Origin of the sequence: Lentzea sp. NPDC102401, from assembly GCF_044765805.1 — a bacterium.
GTDB lineage: Bacteria > Actinomycetota > Actinomycetes > Mycobacteriales > Pseudonocardiaceae > Lentzea > Lentzea sokolovensis.
In genome coordinates this window covers 302807-316405 of record NZ_JBIWKS010000002.1, presented here as the reverse complement: position 1 = coordinate 316405, position 13599 = coordinate 302807, and the positions used below count along the sequence as shown (strand labels likewise).

Sequence of the window (13599 nt, the reverse complement as noted above, 5' to 3'; positions counted from 1 at the left end):
GCCCGGACACCAGTTGCCGGGGACACTGTTCCTCTTGCTCGCAGGTCTGCTGAGGCGACGGATGCATCAGAGGACCTGACGGATCTGGGCGAAGTGGCAGGCGGCCTCGTGATCGGGGGCCTGGACTTCGCGCGGTGGTTCGACCTCGATGCACTTGCGCTGCTTCTCGGGAGGCAACGAGGCGTGCAGGAAGCAGCGCGTGCGGAACCGGCAGCCGGACGGCGGGTTCGCCGGGCTCGGCAGGTCGCCGGTGAGGAGGATCCTCTCCCGCTGACGCTCCTTCACGGGGTCCGGGATCGGGATCGCGGACAGCAGTGCCTGCGTGTACGGGTGGCGCGGGGCTTCGAACACCGCGTCCACCTCGCCGATCTCGATGATCTTCCCGAGGTACATGACGGCCACCCGGTCCGCGATGTGGCGCACCACCGAGAGGTCGTGTGCCACGAACAGGTAGGCCAGGCCCAGTTTGGCCTTCAGCTCCTCCAGCAGGTTGATGACACCCGCCTGGATGGAGACGTCGAGCGCCGACACCGGCTCGTCGAGGACGACGAGCTTCGGTTCGAGCGCGAGCGCCCGCGCGATGCCGATGCGCTGCCGCTGACCGCCGGAGAACTCGCCGGGATAGCGCGAGAGCTGCTCGGGGCGCAGGCCGACGAGCCGCATGAGCTCCGGCACGCGCCGGCCGATCACGTCCTTGGCGTAGCCGTGGACCTGCATCGGCTCCGCGATGCAGTCGAAGATCGTCAGGCGCGGGTCGAGCGACGCCATCGGGTCCTGGAAGACCACCGACATGTCGCGGCGGATCTCGAAGCGGCGCTTGTTGTCCACATCGGACACGTTCGTGCCCAGCACGGAGATCCCGCCGCCCATGGGCTTCTGCAGGCCGAGGATCTCCATCAGCGTCGTGGTCTTGCCGCAGCCCGACTCGCCCACGAGGCCCAGGGTCTCGCCCTCGCGGACGTCGAACGAGATGCCCGCGACCGCGTGCACGGTGCCGACGCGGCGCTTGAACACCACGCCCTTGTTGACCGGGTACTCCTTCACGAGCTGGTCGAGCTCCAGCACGATCTCGCGCTGCTCACGCGGGATCTTCGCGACCTCGGGCGCGTCGGCCACCTCGGCACCGAAGATCTCGACCGCCGCCTCGGCGCCCTCGGCGTCGGTCTCGGCGATCTCGTTGGTGCGGATGCAGGCGGCCTGGTGCTCGGCCGAACCGTCGACGTCCACCAGCGGCGGCTCGGCGGTGTGGCAGGCGTCGACGACCATCGGGCAGCGCGGCGCGAACGGACAGCCGTCCGGCAGGTCCGTGAGCGACGGCGGCTGGCCCTTGATCGGCACCAGCGCCTGCTTCTCGCTGACGTCGAGACGCGGGATCGAGCCGAGCAGGCCGAGCGTGTACGGCATGCGCGGCTGCTGGTAGATGTCGTCGACCTTGCCCTTTTCGACGGCACGGCCCGCGTACATGACCATCAGCCGGTCCGCGAACCCGGCGACGACGCCGAGGTCGTGGGTGATGATCACGATGCCCGCGCCGGTGACCTCCTGCGCGGTCTCGAGCAGCTGCAGCACCTGCGCCTGCACCGTCACGTCGAGCGCGGTGGTCGGCTCGTCGGCGATGATCAGGTCGGGGTCGTTGGCGATCGCCATCGCGATCACCGCGCGCTGCCTCATGCCGCCGGAGAACTCGTGCGGGAACGCCTTGGCGCGCTCGACGGCGTTCGGGATGCCGACGAGGTCGAGCAGCTCGACCGCGCGCTTGGCCGCGGCGGCCTTGGACACCTTGCGGTGCACCAGGATCGCCTCGGCGATCTGGTCGCCGACGGTGTAGACGGGCGTCAGCGCGGACAGCGGGTCCTGGAACACCATCGAGATGCGGCGGCCGCGGATCCTCGACAGCTCGGTGTCGCTCTGGCCGATGAGCTCACGGCCCTGGAACTTGATCGAACCGGTGATGCGCGCCGAGGGCGGCAGCAGGCCCATGACCGCGAGCGAGGACACGGACTTGCCGGAGCCGGACTCGCCCACGATGCCGAGCACCTCGCCCGGCGAGACGTGGTAGCTCAGGCCGCGCACGGCCTGCACGCGGCCGGCCTCGCTCGGGAAGGACACGTGAAGGTCCTCGACCTGCAGAACCGGTCCCGAGGCCAGCGGGTCGGCCGGCGCGTCGAACAGGATCTCCGAACTGGTCATGACGCGGCCTTCTCCTTGATGTCCTTCTTCTCCTTGCGGCGCACGCGCGTGGAGGTGGGGTCGAGCGCGTCCCTGAGACCGTCGCCGACCCAGTTCACCGCCAGCACGAACACGACGAGGAAGCTCGCCGGGAACAGGAAGAGCCACGGGAAGGTCGTCGCGGACTCGGCGTACAGGCCGATCAGGGTGCCGAGCGACACGTCGGGCGACTGCACGCCGAACCCGAAGAAGCTCAGGCCCGTCTCGGCGAGCACGGCGGAACCGACGTTGATGGTCGCGTCGATGATGAGCAGCGACGCCATGTTCGGGACGATGTGCTTGCGGATGATCGTGCCCGAGGGCTGGCCCATGAACTTGGCCGCCTTCACGAACTCGCGTTCCTTCAGCGTCAGCGTCATGCCGCGCACGATGCGCGCGGTGATCATCCACTGGAACGCCGCCAGCATGATCACCAGCAGCCACCACGACTTGCCCCGGAACCACGGGCTCAGGATCGCGATGATCAGAAACGACGGCAGGACGAGCAGCAGGTCGACGACCCACATGAGCGTCTTGTCGGCGAGGCCGAGGAAGTACCCGGCGGTCGCACCGACGACAGCGGCCACCGTCGTCGAGATCAGCGCCACCAGCAGACCGATGAGCAGCGACTTCTGCAGTCCGCGCATGGTCAGCGCGAACAGGTCGGTACCGATCTTGTCGGTGCCGAAGATGTGGTCGGCGTAGGGCGGCTGGAGGAACGCCTCGTAGTCCTGCTGGTCATAGGTCCACTGCGAGAACAGCGGGCCGAGGAACGCCATCAGGTACATCGCGACGATCAGGCCGAGGCCGACCAGCGCCAGCTTGTTGCGCAGGAACCGGATGAACACCAGACGCCCACGCGTCATCGCCCTGCCCGGTTCGGGCGCCGCGTCGGCGGGGCTGCCGGAGGCGGCGCCGGCGGTTCCCGCGGAGTCGCCCTCGTTGAGGATCACGGTCACGTCGTCGTCACCTTGCCTAGTTCACACGGATTCGGGGGTCGAGCGCGGCGTACAGCACGTCGGCGAGCCAGCCGGAGAACAGCACGCACACCGCGACGAAGAGCGTCACCGTGGCGGTGATGTTCGTGTCCTGCGCCGAGATGCCGGTGATGAGCCAGTCACCCATGCCGAACCAGCCGAAGATCCGCTCGGTGAACGTGCCACCGACGACGAGCAGGCCGAAACCGAACGCGAACAGGGTCGCCATCGGGATCAGCGCGGTGCGCAGGCCGTGCTTGAACAGCGCCTTGCGGCGAGTCAGTCCCTTGGCCTGGGCGGTGCGCAGGAAGTCGCTGCCGAGCACGTCGAGCATCGACGAACGCTGGTAGCGGCTGTAGTAGGCGATCTGACCGAGCGCGATCGCGAGCGTCGGCACGACCAGGTGCTGCAGCCGGTCGCCGAGGTGCTCGAACCAGTTGCCCTGGAACCCGGGCGTCGTCTCACCGACGAAGATCAGCACGTTCGAGCCGATCGAGTCGTTGATCCCCTGTGCGCCCATCTTGAGCAGCGTGCCCAGCACGAACACCGGCGTGGACAGCAGTATGAAGCTGAACAGGGTCGCGAAGTAGTCGCTGAACTTGTACTGCCGGATCGCGCTCACCACACCGAGCAGCACGCCGAACAGGATGCCGATGGTGATGCCCAGCAGGAACAGCCTCAAACTCACGCCGATGCGCCTGCCGAGCTCGTCGGTGATCGGGCGGTCGGTGATCGTGCGGCCGAAGTCGCCCTGCACCACCCCGCCCATCCACGTGACGAACCGCTGCGGAATCGGCTGGTCGAGGTGCAGGTCTCGTTTCTTCGCCTCGATCGTCGCCGCCGGTGGCGGTGGGTTGCGCTGTTGCAGCACCCCGATCGGGTCAAAGGTGGCGGAGGCCAACGTGAACGCGAGGAACGTCGCCACTAGGGCGAGCACCACGTAGTTGACCAACCGCCGCAACAGAAATCCGGCCACCCGTGTTCAGTCCTCTCCCCGGTGGTTGCGACATCGGCACACTGGATTGCAGTGGACGAGTTGCAAGAGATTAACCGCCGATCTGGCGGACCGCTGCCCACCCCACCAATACGCGGGGGCCCACTGACCGGGCCATAGTCACCCATGCGTGGAGGAAAGGTCGGCCGAACTGCCACATCAACAGTTGACTCTCGCCAATTGTGTGCCGAAGCGTGACCATTGTGCGGCCGGATCGCCGTATTCACCGTGAAGTTCTGTCTCACCACGGATGGATGTGACGCATCCGGGTGAATGCATTGACCAGAAGATGTGGGACAAGCAGCGCAATGTGATCAGAAACCGGGCATCACGCTGTGGAGCCTCTTGTGACTGCACGGTTACTGCATCGATAAGGAGCAGGTCAGGCCTCCGTCCAGCGGACCGGGAGCTGGACCACCCCGCCCACCAGCTGTTCCGTCCTCCTGCTCAGTGCGGAGAGGTCTCCGGCTAGGCCGAACGTCGTGAAGCGCGTCACAAGGGCTTCGAGGGTCTCGGTCAGTTCGACCCTGGCGAGCGGGGCGCCGACGCAGAACCGGAAGCCGTGCCCGAACGCGAGGTGCGGGTTGGGCACGCGCTGGACGAAGGCCGCCGGGTCGGGGAACCGGTGCTCGTCGCGGTGGGCCTGGTCGATGCCGAGCAGCACCAGGTCGCCCGCGGGGATGGTCGTGCCCTCGACCTCGATGTCCTCCATCGCGTACCGGGGCAGCCCGGAGTCTTCCGAACGCGTCGACACGGGTGAGCGGTGACGCAGGACCTCCTCGACGGTGCCCGGGATGCTCTCCGGATTTCGTTTGAGCACGTCCCAATGACCGGGGTGGAGGCTGAGCAGCATCACCGCGCGGTCGATCGCGGAGACCGTCGTCTCGTGACCCGCGAACAGCAGACCGGCGCTGAGCTGGGCTATTTCCTGTTCACGGGCGTCCGGATTCTGCTCGATCATGCGGGTTATGACGTCGTCGCCCGGATTTGCCTTCTTCAGCGCGACGAGTTCGCTCATGTACTTCCAGAGCCTCGCATAGCCCTGCAGCGACTTCTGCTCGTCGTTGAGCGTGCTCATGGCCTCCGACCAGTGGCGGAACTCTTCCCGGTCCTCCACGGGGACACCCAGCAGTTCACAGATCACCAGCACCGGCAGGGAGAACGACACCGCCTCGTGGAAATCGGCCGGCTGGTCCTGTTCCACCAGGTCGTCGAGCAGGTCGTGCAGCAGATGACGCACGCGTGGGCGCATCGTCTCCACGCGCTTCGCGGAGAACTCCGGCGCGAGCATTCCGCGCATCCACGCGTGCCGCTCGTTCTCCTCCTGCGCGGTGGCTTTCTGGGGCCTGCCGAGGATCGCGGAGGTGCTGAACCTCGGCGCGTTGTCCGGGTCGGCGTGGCCGCGGCCGAGCCTGCGGTCCGCGAGCAGGGCTTTGACCTGGTCGTAACCGGTGATCAGCCAGGCCTCGTCACCGGCAGGCGTGGGTACGCGTGTGATCGCCATCTTTGCCCCTTTGATCCGTCGTATGCGACGCGTCGTGTGCAACGTACCTCTAGACTGCGTTCTGTGGCTGAGGTTTTCGAGGACGCGGAGTCGGTGATGGCGCACCTGCGCGCGTTGCGGCAGGAGCTACTGACGACGGCCGTCGACCCGTCGGGAGACCAGGCCCGCAAAGGGCTGACCGCGCCCCAGGTCGAGCTGATCAGGTCGCTGGTGGTGGAGGGCTCGGCGACGGTCACCGAACTGGCGCGGCGGCTGAGCCTGTCGCACTCCACGACGTCCGGGATCGTCGATCGGCTGCAGGCGCGCGGGCTCCTGACCCGGGAACCCGATCCGCACGATCGCCGGTACACGCGGATCGAGGTGACCGAGCCTGTGCGGGGTTACACGCGGGAGATCTCCGAAGGCCCGTACGGACGGCTCGCCCGAGCTCTGGACGCGGCCTCCCCCGCGGAGCGCAAGGCCGTGCTGGACGGGCTGGAGACGTTGCGGGCCTTGCTTTCTAGGTGAGGCGCCACAAGCGGCCGCCCGCGATCACGAACACCTGGTCGCCGACCTTCTCCGCCGCCACGACCTTGCCGGACGGGCCCGCCGCGGGGCGTTCGTCCTTTTCGGACACCAGCTTCACCCCGCCGTGGTCCACCAGCAGCGTCGGCGTGCCGTTGACGTCGACCGGGGCCGCCAGGGTGTCGTCGTCGCCCACCGGGACGTCCGGGGTCGTCAGCCTCTTCCAGTCCGGGCCCGACCACCAGGCGAGCTTGCCCTTGCTGCGGCCCACGACGTGGCAGGTGCCGTTCCAGCAGCGAGCGGCCAGCGCGGCGTCGCCGTCCGGGAGGGTCGCGGTGGTCCAGGTGGTGCCGTCGAACCGCCAGATCGCCGCGCTCACCACACCCTTCGCGATCTGCCAGCCGACGACGATGGCGCCGTCGCCGTCCGGGGTGACGGCCAGCGGGAACCGCAGGAGCTCCTGCGAGCTCTCCAGCGCGGTGCCTTCGGACGGCTGGCGGGTCCAGGTGTCGTCCGCGAACGTCCAGGCCGCGAGGTCGAGGCCCGCCTTGGCGCTCTGCCAGGTGCCGATGATCAACGGGCCCTTCGCGGTGCGCACCGGGCCGATCAGCTCGCCCGCGCCGTAGCCGCCGAACGTGCTGAAGGCCTGCGGTTTCTCGTCGATGGCACGGGTGTCGCCGGTCCAGGCGCTCCAGCGGACGTTGCCGTGCGCGCCACCTCGTTCCCCGCCGACACCGGTGATCGTGGTGCCGTCGGACGTGATGCCGTACCAGTGCGCTTCCTTGCCGTACGGGGTCGCCGGGGTCAGCCTGGAGTTGTTCAGCGCGCCGTCTTTCGTCCGCGTGACCAGCTCGGGGTGGTCGGCCGGGCGGGTACCGATGACCAGCATGTCGCCGTGCGTCGCCAACGCTTCGGGCGGGGCCGTGAGGTCGACGGCGGTGAAGCCGACCGCGTTGTCCGCACCGCCTGAAGAGCAGCCGGCGAGGACCAGCAAAACCACGAGCGTCAACCTCCGCATGCGGGCCAGTATGACCACATGCGGCCCGCACACGGTCAGGTGTTGCACTTCTCCGAAGATCCTTCGATCACCCGGTTCGTCCCGCATCTGGCGGCGACCGCGCGGCAGCCCGGCGAGTACGTGTGGGCCGTGGATGCCGCACGCTCCCCCGACTACTGGTTTCCCCGGCAGTGCCCGCGGGCCATGGCGTGGACGAGCGACGGCACGAGCAGGGTGCACGCGATCGAGTACGGGTGGCTGGAACGGATGCGGACCGTCGAGCTGTACGCGTACCGGCTGCCCGCGAGCATGTTCCGGCCGTTCGGAGAGGACGGCGCCGGCGGTGCGCACGCCCACGTCGCGACCGAACCGGTGGTGCCGCTGGGTCCGGCCGAACGCGTCGGCGACCTGTTCGCGCTGCACGAGGAGGCAGGGATCGAACTGCGCGTGCTGCCCAGCCTCTGGCCGTTCTGGGACGAGGTCACGGCGAGCGCGCTGGAGTTCAGCGGCATCCGCCTGCGCAACGCCCTGCCTCGTTCAGTGGAATGATCAGCGCCCATGCGGGTGCTGCTGGTGGAGGACGACGAGCCGATCGCGGAATCGCTCACGCGAGGTCTGTCCCGCTACGGGTTCGAGGTCACGTGGGTGCGCACAGGTGCGGAAGCGCTGACGGCCGGAGACTTCGCTCTGGTGCTCGTCGATCTGGGGCTGCCCGACATGGACGGCCTCGACGTCTGCCGTGAACTGCGTGCGCGCGGGGACGTGCCGATCATCGTGATCAGCGCACGGTCCGACGAGGTCGACCGGGTGGTCGGACTGGAGATCGGCGCCGACGACTACGTCACCAAACCGTTCGGGGTGCGCGAGGTCGTCGCACGGATGCGTGCGGTTCTTCGGCGCGTGCAGCCTGCTCAACCCGAGCCGGAGGTGCAAGGGCGGGTGCGCATCGACCGGCGCGGGCGGCGGGTCCACCTCGACGGGGACGAGGTCGAGCTGACACCGAAGGAGTTCGACCTGCTGTCGTTCCTCGCCGAGGAGCCGGGCGCGGTGTTCACCCGCGAGCAGATCATGGAGGCGGTGTGGGACGAGAACTGGTTCGGCCCCACCAAGACGCTCGACGTGCACGTCGGGGTGCTGCGCCGCAAGCTCGGTGACGCGGCCTCGCTGGAGACCGTGCGGGGCGTGGGATTCCGGCTGGTGCTCCCGTGATCCGCCAGCTCGCCTGGAGCTACCTGCTCCTGGTGGCGGTGGCGATCGCCGCGTTCACGGTGCCGGTGGCGTTCACGCTGAACGCTCAGATCTACGGCGACGCCGAGAACACCGCGCGCCGCGAGGCCGACACCGCCGCGTTGTTGCTCGCGTCGGGCGACACCAGGTCGTTGAACGCCTTGGTCGACGCCTACGAACGCCAGACGCCCGGCCGCATCGACGTCCTCGAACCCCAGGCGGAGTCGACGGTCTGGGACGACGAGGGACTGAAGCTCACGGTTCCGGCGAAGACACCGGACGGCACCGTCGTCGGCGCGATCCGCCTGTCCTATCCGGACGATCGGATCACGCAACGGCTCTGGCAGATCTGGGGTTTCCGGGCCGCGCTCGCCGTGGGCGTGCTGATCCTGGCGGCGTTCCTGGGACTGTGGCTCGCGCGCAGGGTCACCCGGCCGCTGCGCGAACTGAACGCGATGGCGGGCCGGCTGCGCGACGGCGACCTGTCCGCGCGGGCCGAGGAGACGGGACCGCCGGAGACCCGCACGCTCGCCAGGACCCTGAACACCGCCACCGAGACGATCGGCACGCTGGTCGGCTCGCAGCGGGCGTTCATCGGCGACGCCTCGCACCAGCTCCGCACCCCGCTGACCGCGCTGCGGCTCTCGCTCGACAACGTGGCCGACGGCGTCGACGACCCGGTGGTCCGCGAGGACGTCGACATGGCGACGGCCGAGGTCGTGCGGATGTCGAGGCTGGTCAACGGCCTGCTGGCGCTGGCACGCGCCGAGGCGGACGTCCCCCACCCCGAACCGGTGCAGGTGCTCGACGTCGTCGCGGAACGGTTCACCGCGTGGCGCGCCGCCGCGGACGAACGCTCGATCTCCCTGGTCAGCGAGGGCTTCGACATCCGCGTCCTCGCGACGCCGGGACACCTCGAGCAGGTGCTGGACAACGTGCTGTCCAACGCGCTGGAGGTGTCCCCGGACGGCGCCACGATCCTCGTCCGCACCACGCGGCCGGGCCTGGTGGAGGTCATCGACGCCGGCCCCGGCCTGCCGGAGGCCGACCGGGCGCGGGCGTTCGACAGGTTCTGGCGCGGTCAGGGCCTCACCGGCAAGGGCGGATCGGGCCTGGGCCTCGCGATCGTCAAGCAGCTCGTCACCGACGACGGCGGCGCGGTGTCGCTGGAGGCCTCGTCCAGCGGCGGGTTGTGCGTGCGGATCAGGCTTGCTCCGGCATCGCCGACGAGTGGTGGTTCACGATGAGCCACTTCCCGCCGATCTTCTCGTAGACGAACGTGTAGCGGGCGTCCACGGTCGTCGGCCTGCCGTCCTTGGTGAGCGAGAACCGGTAGGTGCCCGCGTCGATCGCGTCGTCGGCGTCGAGGACGGCGACGTGCGAGTCGAGGATCTCCCCGCTCGGCCTGTTCAGCAGGAAGTGCTCGAAGTAGTCGACGATCTCGGCCCGCGTGGACCGCACCTGGTTCGACACCGTGGGCAGCAGAACCGCGTTCGGAGCGTAGCGATCGGCCACCTTCTGGGCGTCCCCCGTGGCGAGGGCGGTGTTCCAGTCGGCGAACAACGCCTTGATCTGCTCGGGCGTCGGCGCCGCCTCCGTGGTGGCGGATTGCGCTGGGGCGCTGGAACATCCGACGAGCAGGGCGGTGACCCCCGCCAGTCCGGCGGCGCCGATGAGGTGCTTGCGCATTGTGTCGTTCTCCCCGATCGAGTGGCTGTTGAGATCCACTTTCGGGCTACGACGGGAAGCGCTCGGACAGTAGAAGCCCAGTACCGGGACAAGGTTTCGGAAAGCCTGGTAAACGTGGACGTATGGGACTTCTCAGCGGAATGATGGGGAACGCGTCGAAGCTCGACCCGCGGGACGCCGCGAAGGAGTTCGGGCGGCTGCTGGCGCAGGGCGAACAGATCCACGCGGCGTACCAGCTGGTGCGCGACTCGTTCCTGTTCACCGACCGGAGGCTGATCCTGGTCGACAAGCAGGGCATGACGGGCAAGAAGGTCGAGTACCACTCCGTGCCCTACAAGGCGATCACGCAGTTCTCGGTCGAGACGGCCGGCCACTTCGACATGGACGCGGAACTGAAGATCTGGGTCTCCAGCGCCGACGCCCCGATCTCCAAGCAGTTCGGCAAGGGCGTCGACGTCTACGAGGTGCAGGCGCTGCTCGCCGCGTTCATGGCGCGGTAGGGGTCTAGCGGGCCTGAAGCATCGGGCGGAACTTGTCGCGGTACGCCCACGCGAGACCGATCTCGGCCAGCACCACCAGGATCGCGATGCCGAGACCCGACGGCTCCAGGAAGACGTGGATCAGGAAGATGTTCACGACCATCGGAGCCAGGATCGCGAGCGCCAGCGGGACGAACCGGCCGACCACCAGCAGGACACCGGCGACGAGCTGCACACCCGAGGCCAGCTGCAGCATGTAACCGGTGGCGTACAAGGCGGTCGTGAACGCGACCCCGGCGGGCGCCATCGTGCTGGGGTCCGGTGCGGGCATGAAGTTCAGGAACCCGTTCAGGCCGGTGACGGTGAACAGCAGACCGGTCAGCACGCGGGTCACGAGCGTGGCGTGCCGGGCGGCGGCCGACTTGCGAACAACAACGGCGGGGCTGGTGATCGTGGCGGTCATGTCGAGTTCCTCCTGGGCTGTCGTGTCCTTCCACTGATGCGTCGAACGGGCACCAGCCCGGATCGACACGACCGCCCAGAAAATCTTCGAAATTCTTGTCGCCGCTGGTCAGGCGTCCGCCTTGGCGGCGCGCACGTGCTCAGCGACCGGGCTGAGCTTCAGCCACCCCGGCAGGCCGCGCACCACCCAGCGCGACCCGGTCAGCTCGATCGTGCCCGCGCGCACCGCGTCGAGCAGGCCGACCTCGCCCTCCCACATCCGGTAGAGCGTCGCGATGTCGGACGCCAGCACGGCGTCGACCTCCAGGCCGGGGTCGGTGTAGCAGATCGAGGCGTCACCGGGTTCGACGACGAGCCAGAACGTGCGGCGGCGGTCCTGGATGCGGACCTCGATGTTCGCGCGCTTGGTCAGCGTGCCGGTGTCGACGCGGCCGTGCATCCACCACATCAGCACCTCGGGGTCGAGCTCGTCCGCGCGCGGATCGCCGAACGCGTAGCGGGCGCCCCAGTCGGCGAGGCCGAACACCAAGGGGCGCAACGCCAGCCCGGGCGGCGTCAGCGTGTAGCCGTCGCCGTTGCGCTGCACCAGTCCGGCGTTCGCGAGCTGCCGCAGCCGCCGGGACAGCAGGGCCCGCGAGAGTCCCGGCAGGCCGCGGGAGAGTTCGTTGAAGCGCGTGGCACCGACGAGCATGTCCCGCACGATCAGCAACGTCCACCGGTCGCCCAGCACCTCGACGGCGCGGACGATCGGGCAGTACTGCGCATACGTCCTCACAGGGAAAGTCTCCGTCGCCGGCGGCGTTTCGTTACCGCCGTCCGGTTCACTTTCAGAACTACCTGCGGGGCTTGCGCGTTCTTACGTTTGTCGCATGACAACACTTGAGACACCGCGGGTGACCAGCACGTTCCCCACCGTCACCAGAGACGACGACGCGAAGTTCGCGGACATGGCCGCCCGCATCGGCACGATCGCCGCGGCCCACGCGTCCGAGCACGACCGCGACGCCACGTTCGTGAGCGAGGCGTACGAGGCCATGCGCGAGGAGGGCTATCTGGCGTTGGCCGTACCCGAGGAACTGGGCGGGCTCGGCGCCACGATGCGCCAGGTCTGCTACGCCCAGGCCGAGCTCGCCCGGCACGACGGCGCGACCGCGCTGGCCGTCACCATGCACCTGTACCTGACGCTGATGCAGGGATATCGCAGACGCAAGGGCGCGCCGGACGCGGAGGGCGTGCTGCGGCGCGTGGCAGCGGAAGGCCTGGTCATCGCTACCAGCGGCGGCTCGGACTGGCTGTGGCCCACGACGACGGCGACACCGGTGGACGGCGGTTTCCTGGTGAACGGCCGCAAGGCGTTCTGCAGCCAGTCGCCGCGCGCGAACGTCGTGGCGACGTCCGCTGTTCTCGGCGACGAGGTGCTGCACTTCAGCGCGCCGCTGAACGCCGACGGCGTGCGCATCGAGGAAACGTGGGACACGCTCGGCATGCGCGGCACGGCCAGCCACGACGTCGTGCTGGAGGACGTGTTCATCCCCGCCGAGAAGATCGCCGCCCGCCGGCCGTACGGCGAGTTCGGCGCGCCCCTGTTCGCCGCGGTCGTCCACTTCGCACCGGTCTGCGGGGCGACGTACTTCGGCATCGCGTCGGGTGCGCGGGACGTGGCCGTGCGGACGACGTCGAAGAACGCCACCAGGCAGATCGGGTTGATGGACTACAAGCTGCGCACCGCGTGGTGGTCGCTGATGGGCTCGATCGAGGAGCTCGGCGACGACTACACGGCCAACGCCGAGTCGACCGTCACCGTGATGCTGGCCAAGCGGCAGGCCGTCGTGGAGGCGATCGAGGTCGTGGACATCGCGATGGAGGTCCTGGGTGGACGGTCGTTCTTCAAGCGGTCGCCGCTGGAACGCGCCTACCGCGACGTGCGCGCCGGAACGTTCCACCCGCTCACACCCGAAGCCACACTCATGTACACGGGCAAAGTCGCACAGGGTGACCCGGGAGTCACTGAATAGAATTCTTCTTCGATGAAGTTCAAGTTGTAGGTGTGCCAAGGGTTTGCGAGGATGCGTGTCCATCTTCGGAGAAGGAGCGATTCCGGTGGCCACTCGCCTCAACCCGTACATCAGCTTCGACGGTCAAGCTCGCCAGGCGATGGAGTTCTACCAGTCGGTCTTCGGCGGCGAACTGAAGATGAACACCTTCGGCGAGTTCGGCATGCAGGACACGCCGCAGGCCGACCAGATCATGCACGCGCAGCTGGAGACCGACGCCGGTTACACGATCATGGCCGCCGACACACCTCCCGGCATGGAGCACAGGTCGGGCTCCAGCATCACGGTGTCGCTGTCGGGCGACGAGGAAGTGCTGCGCGACTACTTCAACGCGCTCGCCGACGGCGGCAAGGTCGGTACCCCGCTGGAGAAGCAGATGTGGGGCGACGAGTACGGCGACCTCGTCGACAGGTTCGGCGTCAGCTGGATGGTCAACCTGGGCGGCCTGGGCTGACCGTCGCAGCACTCGATCACTTCGGGCAGGGGCTGCGGGAGTAGCCCCGC

At 68.5% G+C, this 13599-nt stretch carries 15 protein-coding genes; 7 read left to right on the top strand and 8 right to left on the bottom strand.

From position 1 onward, the window contains the following. Positions 1-66 precede the first annotated feature (66 nt). From ACIRG5_RS07430 to ACIRG5_RS07415, 4 genes are all read right to left on the bottom strand, one after another. Positions 67-2190: a dipeptide ABC transporter ATP-binding protein gene (locus tag ACIRG5_RS07430; protein WP_402901622.1), complete on the bottom strand. Its 2124-nt coding sequence runs from the start codon at positions 2188-2190 to the stop codon at positions 67-69. Continuing rightward, the gene (locus ACIRG5_RS07425) at positions 2187-3167 is read right to left on the bottom strand and encodes an ABC transporter permease (RefSeq protein ID WP_402901619.1); all 981 of its coding nucleotides are present in this window, start codon (positions 3165-3167) and stop codon (positions 2187-2189) included. Before ACIRG5_RS07425 ends, ACIRG5_RS07430 begins: the two co-directional genes overlap by 4 nt. Positions 3168-3183: 16 nt before the next feature. Further along, positions 3184-4161, bottom strand: a complete 978-nt coding sequence (locus tag ACIRG5_RS07420; RefSeq protein WP_402901616.1) for an ABC transporter permease — start codon at positions 4159-4161, stop codon at positions 3184-3186. A gap of 400 nt (positions 4162-4561) precedes the next feature. Further along, positions 4562-5683 (bottom strand): cytochrome P450, encoded by a 1122-nt coding sequence (locus tag ACIRG5_RS07415; RefSeq protein WP_402901612.1) that lies wholly within the window; start codon positions 5681-5683, stop codon positions 4562-4564. Positions 5684-5746: 63 nt separating this feature from the next. Here ACIRG5_RS07415 and ACIRG5_RS07410 point away from each other — a divergent pair, with 63 nt between their 5' ends. Further along, entirely contained in the window at positions 5747-6190 is a 444-nt protein-coding gene (locus tag ACIRG5_RS07410) for a MarR family winged helix-turn-helix transcriptional regulator (RefSeq protein ID WP_402901609.1), read from the top strand. On the opposite strand, the gene ACIRG5_RS07405 is transcribed toward ACIRG5_RS07410, so the two are convergent. Continuing rightward, entirely contained in the window at positions 6183-7205 is a 1023-nt protein-coding gene (locus ACIRG5_RS07405; RefSeq protein WP_402901606.1) for a hypothetical protein, read from the bottom strand. The two genes, ACIRG5_RS07410 and ACIRG5_RS07405, sit on opposite strands and share 8 nt — an antisense overlap. An 18-nt stretch (positions 7206-7223) precedes the next feature. On the opposite strand from ACIRG5_RS07405, the gene ACIRG5_RS07400 reads away from it, so the two are divergent. From ACIRG5_RS07400 to ACIRG5_RS07390, 3 genes are read left to right on the top strand one after another with little or no spacing between them, the layout of a single operon-like run. Continuing rightward, positions 7224-7733, top strand: a complete 510-nt coding sequence (locus ACIRG5_RS07400; protein ID WP_402901603.1) for a DUF6886 family protein — start codon at positions 7224-7226, stop codon at positions 7731-7733. Positions 7734-7742: 9 nt separating this feature from the next. Next, complete coding sequence (locus tag ACIRG5_RS07395) at positions 7743-8393, top strand: response regulator transcription factor (protein WP_402901600.1); 651 nt, start codon at positions 7743-7745, stop codon at positions 8391-8393. Continuing rightward, on the top strand, positions 8390-9658 hold the full coding sequence (locus tag ACIRG5_RS07390; RefSeq protein ID WP_402901597.1) for a sensor histidine kinase: 1269 nt from the start codon (positions 8390-8392) through the stop codon (positions 9656-9658). The genes ACIRG5_RS07395 and ACIRG5_RS07390 overlap by 4 nt, the downstream gene beginning before the upstream one ends. On the opposite strand, the gene ACIRG5_RS07385 is transcribed toward ACIRG5_RS07390, so the two are convergent. After that, positions 9615-10100 carry an SgcJ/EcaC family oxidoreductase gene (locus ACIRG5_RS07385; RefSeq protein ID WP_402901594.1) on the bottom strand — a complete coding sequence of 162 codons (486 nt, stop codon included), beginning with the start codon at positions 10098-10100 and terminating at the stop codon, positions 9615-9617. The two genes, ACIRG5_RS07390 and ACIRG5_RS07385, sit on opposite strands and share 44 nt — an antisense overlap. Before the next feature lie 122 nt (positions 10101-10222). Here ACIRG5_RS07385 and ACIRG5_RS07380 point away from each other — a divergent pair, with 122 nt between their 5' ends. Next, positions 10223-10600 carry a PH domain-containing protein gene (locus tag ACIRG5_RS07380; RefSeq protein ID WP_319973472.1) on the top strand — a complete coding sequence of 126 codons (378 nt, stop codon included), beginning with the start codon at positions 10223-10225 and terminating at the stop codon, positions 10598-10600. Between the two features lie 4 nt (positions 10601-10604). On the opposite strand, the gene ACIRG5_RS07375 is transcribed toward ACIRG5_RS07380, so the two are convergent. After that, complete coding sequence (locus tag ACIRG5_RS07375) at positions 10605-11042, bottom strand: DoxX family membrane protein (RefSeq protein ID WP_402901590.1); 438 nt, start codon at positions 11040-11042, stop codon at positions 10605-10607. A 108-nt stretch (positions 11043-11150) separates the two neighbouring features. After that, a complete protein-coding gene (locus tag ACIRG5_RS07370; RefSeq protein ID WP_402901587.1) occupies positions 11151-11816 on the bottom strand; it encodes a winged helix-turn-helix transcriptional regulator in 666 nt (221 codons plus the stop codon). A gap of 94 nt (positions 11817-11910) precedes the next feature. Between ACIRG5_RS07370 and ACIRG5_RS07365 the strand changes: the two genes are divergently transcribed. Both ACIRG5_RS07365 and ACIRG5_RS07360 read left to right on the top strand, forming a co-directional pair. After that, on the top strand, positions 11911-13056 hold the full coding sequence (locus ACIRG5_RS07365; RefSeq protein WP_402901584.1) for an acyl-CoA dehydrogenase family protein: 1146 nt from the start codon (positions 11911-11913) through the stop codon (positions 13054-13056). Between the two features lie 85 nt (positions 13057-13141). Continuing rightward, positions 13142-13549 carry a VOC family protein gene (locus ACIRG5_RS07360; RefSeq protein ID WP_402901581.1) on the top strand — a complete coding sequence of 136 codons (408 nt, stop codon included), beginning with the start codon at positions 13142-13144 and terminating at the stop codon, positions 13547-13549. Positions 13550-13599: the final 50 nt, after the last annotated feature.